The sequence below is a fragment of the Virgibacillus sp. genome, from assembly GCF_013393565.1.
GTDB classification, from domain to species: domain Bacteria; phylum Bacillota; class Bacilli; order Bacillales; family Amphibacillaceae; genus Virgibacillus; species Virgibacillus dokdonensis.
On the sequence record NZ_JABXHF010000116.1, the window covers coordinates 1 to 5,936 of the forward strand.

Annotated in this window: 5 protein-coding genes; all 5 read left to right on the forward strand. The window is 38.6% G+C overall.

From position 1 onward, the window contains the following. Positions 1 to 565: amidohydrolase family protein (locus HLX49_RS16830; protein ID WP_296363348.1), on the forward strand; the 565-nt coding region annotated here is incomplete at its 5' end. Beyond that, a complete protein-coding gene (carA, locus tag HLX49_RS16835; RefSeq protein WP_101934032.1) occupies positions 565 to 1,659 on the forward strand; it encodes a glutamine-hydrolyzing carbamoyl-phosphate synthase small subunit in 1,095 nt (364 codons plus the stop codon). The genes HLX49_RS16830 and carA, both read left to right, overlap by 1 nt. Then, complete coding sequence (gene carB, locus HLX49_RS16840; RefSeq protein WP_296363352.1) at positions 1,652 to 4,849, forward strand: carbamoyl-phosphate synthase large subunit; 3,198 nt, start codon at positions 1,652 to 1,654, stop codon at positions 4,847 to 4,849. The genes carA and carB overlap by 8 nt, the downstream gene beginning before the upstream one ends. Then, a complete protein-coding gene (locus HLX49_RS16845) occupies positions 4,849 to 5,604 on the forward strand; it encodes a dihydroorotate dehydrogenase electron transfer subunit (RefSeq protein WP_296363354.1) in 756 nt (251 codons plus the stop codon). Before carB ends, HLX49_RS16845 begins: the two co-directional genes overlap by 1 nt. Beyond that, positions 5,601 to 5,936 (forward strand): beta/alpha barrel domain-containing protein (locus tag HLX49_RS16850; RefSeq protein ID WP_483372466.1); only part of this gene is annotated, 336 nt, incomplete at its 3' end. The genes HLX49_RS16845 and HLX49_RS16850, both read left to right, overlap by 4 nt.

Genomic DNA, 5,936 nt, shown 5'->3' on the forward strand with positions numbered 1-5,936 from the left:
ACGAATAATTCGAGAGGCAAAAAGAGCTGGAATTCGTGTAACAACGGAAGTAACACCACATCATTTATTGTTAAATGAAACAGATATTCACACTGCTAATACGAATTTTAAAATGAATCCCCCATTACGATCTAAACAGGATCAAGAGGCACTTTTAAATGGATTAATCGACGGTACGATTGATTTTATTGCAACGGATCATGCACCACATGCAAAGGAAGAAAAAGAACAAGAACTCTTAACGGCTCCGTTTGGAATTGTAGGTTTAGAACATGCATTTTCCTTACTCCATACACATCTTGTTTTGACGGAAAAAATCAGCTTGCAACAACTTGTTTCTTGGCTCGCAACAAAACCAGCGGAAATATTTGAATTACCATATGGTACATTGCAAGCAGGCTCTATAGCTGACCTTACACTTATTGATTTACAACAAACAGATAAGATTGATAAAAATAATTTTTATTCTAAGGGAAAAAATACACCGTTTCATGGGTGGGAAGTGCAAGGTGTTCCAACGCTAACGATAGCAGATGGAAACATCGTTTATGAGGGGGTAAAATAATGGGCAAACGTCAGTTAGTATTAGAGGATGGAACTGTTTTTATCGGTGATGGATTTGGTAGTACCCAAGAAGCTATAGGAGAAGTCGTGTTTAATACAGGAATGACAGGATACCAGGAAGTAATAACGGACCCGTCCTATTGCGGACAAATTGTTATGATGACTTACCCGTTAACAGGTAATTATGGAATTAATCGTGATGATATGGAAACTGTAACACCATTTATCCAGGGGTTTATTGTGAAAGAGGTTGCTGAATATCCTTCTAATTTCCGCAGTGAAGAAACGTTGGACGATTATTTAAAAGCAAACCATATTCCTGGAATAGCTGGAATTGATACGAGAAAATTAACCAAAACAATTCGTTTACAGGGGACAATGAAAGGAGCAATTGCTGACATTACTATTCCTTCAGAAGAAATAGTGCGGAAACTACATAAGACAGATTTAGCGAAAAATCAAGTACAAAAAACATCTACTTTAAAGCCTTATGTTGTACCAGGACGAGGTAAACGGATTGTTGTGGTAGATTGTGGAATGAAACACGGAATTTTACGTGAATTAACGAAGAGAAATTGTCATATTACAGTTGTTCCTTACAATTATTCAGCAGAAGACATACTCCGTTTAAAAGCAGACGGATTACTTGTTACAAATGGACCTGGAGACCCTAAAGATGTACCAGAGACGATGAATATGTTGCAACAAGTTGTCGGGAAGCTTCCTGTATTCGGTATTTGTCTAGGCCATCAGCTGCTTGCTTTAGCTTGTGGAGCAGAAACGGAAAAAATGACTTTTGGGCATCGTGGTTCAAATCATCCCGTAAAAGACTTACTTACAAATAAAACGTATATTACTTCACAAAACCATAGTTATGCAGTACAGCGAGCATCGCTTGCAAAAACAAATTTAGAGTTAACACAAATAGCGTTAAACGATGGTACCGTAGAAGGCATAAAACATAAATTATTTCCAGCTTTTTCAGTACAATATCATCCAGAGAGTTCTCCAGGCCCAGAAGATACGAACCATCTATTTGACTCATTCTTAAAGCTAACAGAGCAAGTGATGAAGGAGGAAGAAGTATATGCCTAAAAGTAAGTTGATGTCTAAGATTCTAGTAATTGGATCGGGTCCAATCGTAATTGGTCAAGCAGCTGAATTTGATTATTCAGGAACACAAGCGTGCCAAGCATTAAAAGAAGAAGGTTATACTGTTGTATTAGCTAATTCTAACCCAGCAACAATTATGACAGACCATACAGTAGCAGATAAAGTATATATGGAACCGTTAACCGTTGAATTTTTAACTAAAATTATACGAATGGAGAAACCAGATGCATTATTACCAACACTAGGTGGTCAAACAGGGTTGAATTTAGCCGTTGCACTAGATGAAACAGGGATATTAGAAGAATATAATGTAACTTTATTGGGAACTTCCTTGCAAGCTATCCAAAAAGCGGAAGACCGTGAAAGATTTAGAGATTTAATGTATGAATTAAATGAGCCTGTTCCTGCGAGCCAAATTGTTCATACGGTGGAGGAAGCTTGTGCATTTGCCGATAAAATAGGTTACCCTGTTATAGTCCGTCCTGCCTATACATTAGGAGGCACTGGCGGAGGTATGTGTAATACGAGGGATGAGTTGCTAACAATTGCTCATAACGGCTTAAAACTTTCTCCGGTTCATCAATGTTTAATCGAAAAGAACATTGCTGGATTCAAAGAGATCGAATATGAAGTGATGCGTGACAAGAACGACCAAGCGATCGTTGTGTGTAACATGGAAAATATTGATCCGGTTGGTATTCATACAGGGGACTCTATAGTCGTTGCTCCATCGCAAACATTAAGTGATCGTGAATATCAGCTATTACGTAATGCTTCCTTGAAGATTATCCGTGCTTTAGAAATAGAAGGAGGATGTAATGTTCAGCTTGCTCTAGATCCGAATAGCTTTCAATATTACATTATCGAAGTGAATCCACGAGTGAGTAGATCATCTGCATTAGCATCAAAAGCTACTGGTTACCCAATTGCAAAGATGGCAGCAAAAATTGCTGTTGGTTTAACACTTGATGAAATTATTAATCCGATTACTGGTAAAACATATGCATGCTTTGAGCCAACACTTGATTATGTGGTTACGAAAATTCCACGTTTCCCATTTGACAAATTTACTACAGGAGATCGGAAATTAGGAACACAGATGAAAGCAACTGGGGAAGTAATGGCAATTGGAAGGAATTTTGAAGAATCTCTGTTAAAAGGCGTTCGTTCTTTGGATATAGGAACAGATGAATTGTGGCTAGAAAACTTAACGACATTAGATGAACAAGCTTTGCAGGCACGAATGAAAAAAGCGGATGATGAACGAATCTTTGTATTAGCAGAAGCACTTCGAAGAAACATGACGATTGAAGATATTTTTCAAATTACGAAGATTGACCGATTTTTCTTAGTGAAATTACAAAAATTAATTGCAATGGAAGAGGCTTTGCTGGAGTATGTAGAATCTCCTGACATACTAAGACAAGCAAAAGAGCGTGGGTTTTCTGATCCACATATCGCCCGCTTATGGGGAAAAGCGGAAGATGAAGTCTACGCTTTGCGCAAAAAACATGAGATTCTTCCTGTATATAAAATGGTAGACACCTGTGCGGCTGAATTTGCTTCGGAAACGCCTTATTTTTACAGCACCTATGAAATGGAAAATGAATCTCTTGCATCTAATCGTAAAAAAGTGCTTGTACTTGGTTCAGGTCCAATTCGAATTGGGCAAGGAATTGAGTTTGATTACGCTACAGTGCACTCCGTATTGGCTTTAAAAGAAATGGGATACGAAGCAATCATTATGAATAATAATCCTGAAACAGTATCAACGGATTTTAGCATTTCAGACAAATTGTATTTTGAACCGCTTACTTTAGAAGATGTCATGCATGTCATTGAACTGGAGCAGCCTGAAGGAGTTATTGTTCAGTTTGGCGGTCAAACGGCCATTAATCTTGCAGCTGGGTTAGAGCGTCGGGGAGTGGAGATATTAGGAACGAGCTTACGAGCCATTGATCAAGCAGAAGACAGAGATAAATTTGAATTACTTGTCGATCAGTTACAGTTATTACGCCCTAAAGGGAAAACAGTCATGAAGATGGAGCGGGCTAAAGAAGTAGCTATGTCCATAGGTTATCCTGTACTAGTTCGTCCGTCTTATGTCATTGGTGGAGCAAGAATGGAAATTGTTCACAATGATGCAGAGCTTGCAGCTTATTTAGCAAAAACAGGGCATATAAATGACCAACATCCGATATTAATTGATAAATATATTACTGGGTTAGAAGTAGAAGTAGATGCAATTAGTGATGGGGAAACAGTTATTGTTCCAGGGATTATGGAGCATATTGAACGAGCAGGAGTTCACTCTGGAGATTCTATCGCTGTTTATCCACCACAACGATTAAGTCAAAACGTAAAAAATCAATGCTTACACGCAGCTACAAAAATTTCTCATGCATTACAAGTAAAAGGGTTAATTAATATTCAATTTATTGTTAGCGATGGACAAGTGTACGTATTAGAAGTGAATCCAAGAGCAAGTCGGACGATCCCATTTTTAAGTAAAATTACTGGTGTAACGATGGCAAATTTAGCAACCAAATGTATCCTAGGGGAAAAGCTTACGGATATGGGGTATGAAACGGGCATATTGCCAGAAGATGAACAAGTGTCCGTAAAGGTTCCGGTTTTTTCCTTTGAGAAGTTACGCAGTGTAGATACGATCTTAGGACCAGAAATGAAATCAACGGGTGAGGCAATTGGTTATGATAAAACATTAGAAAAAGCACTATACAAAGGCTTAATCGCTTCTGGGCTTACATTACCGCAGGAAGGAAGTGTATTATTAACGGTAGCAGACAAAGATAAAGAAGAGATGATCGATATTGCTAAGCGATTCCATCAACTAGGCTTTCAATTGTATGCAACAGAAGGTACCGCTGACTATATTCAACGAAACGATATTCCTGTAACAAAAGTAGGTAAAATTGGTTCACAACAACCAAATGTGCTTTCTGTTATTGAGAATGGGGAAGTTCAATATGTTATTAACACATTAACTTCTGGAAAACAACCGCGCTCTGACGGTTTTCGAATTCGGAGGGAATCTGTAGAACATGGCATTGCTTGTTTAACGAATTTAGATACAGCAAATGCAATTTTGTACATTATAGATTCGATGACGTTTCAAGCTAAACCAATGGAACAGAAAAAGGTCGTGATCTAATGCAACAACTTTTAAAGATTAAATCAAAACAAACCGTTGCCCTTGATACAGTTGAGATGGTGCTTGAAAATAAGGCTGTCAGTCAAATAGCAGTTCCTGGGCAATTCCTTCATTTACATGTTGATGGACATATGCTCAGACGTCCCATTTCCATTGCTGATGCTGATCCTTCTGTTCATACAGTTACGATTTTGTTTAAAATACTTGGTGAAGGTACAAGAAAGCTATCCACTTATCAAATTGGTGATGTCATTGACGTGTTAGGTCCGAATGGAAATGGATTTCCACTAGTGAATGCTACCAAGAATTCGGTTTTAATCGTCGGGGGAGGCATAGGTGTGCCACCACTTTACTACTTAGCTAAAAAATTAACAGAAAGCGGAGTGACGATAACCGCTGTACTAGGTTTCCAATCGAAGGAACATGTGTTTTATGAAGGGAAGTTTCAAGAGTTAGGGAAAACGATTGTTGTAACGAATGACGGTTCTTACGGTGAAACAGGATTTGTTACCGATATTTCCAAGGAGGCACTACCTTCTATTGACGAGTATTACTCCTGTGGGCCACTGCCAATGCTGCAGGCAGTAAAAGAATGTTGGAATAATATTCCAGGATATCTATCTCTTGAGGAACGGATGGGATGTGGAGTAGGAGCATGCTTTGCTTGTGTCATTCCAACAGATGATCATGGAGGATATAAAAAAATATGCCAGGATGGCCCTGTTTTCTCAGCAGAGGAGGTGCAACTAAAATGAGTCTAGCAGTGGAATTACCAGGTTTATTACTAAAGAACCCAATCATGCCAGCTTCTGGCTGTTTTGGATTCGGTAGAGAATATAGTGATTTTTATGATCTTAGTATACTGGGCGCAGTTATTATGAAAGCAGCAACAATGGAGTCTAGGTTTGGTAACCCCACGCCTCGGGTAGCGGAAACGTCTGCTGGAATGTTAAATGCTATTGGACTACAAAATCCTGGCGTAAAAAAAATCATTGCAACAGAGGTGCCATTTCTCGCTTCATTTTCAATACCAATAATTGCTAATATAGCAGGAAGTACCATTGAAGAGTATCGGCAGGTTGCCAAA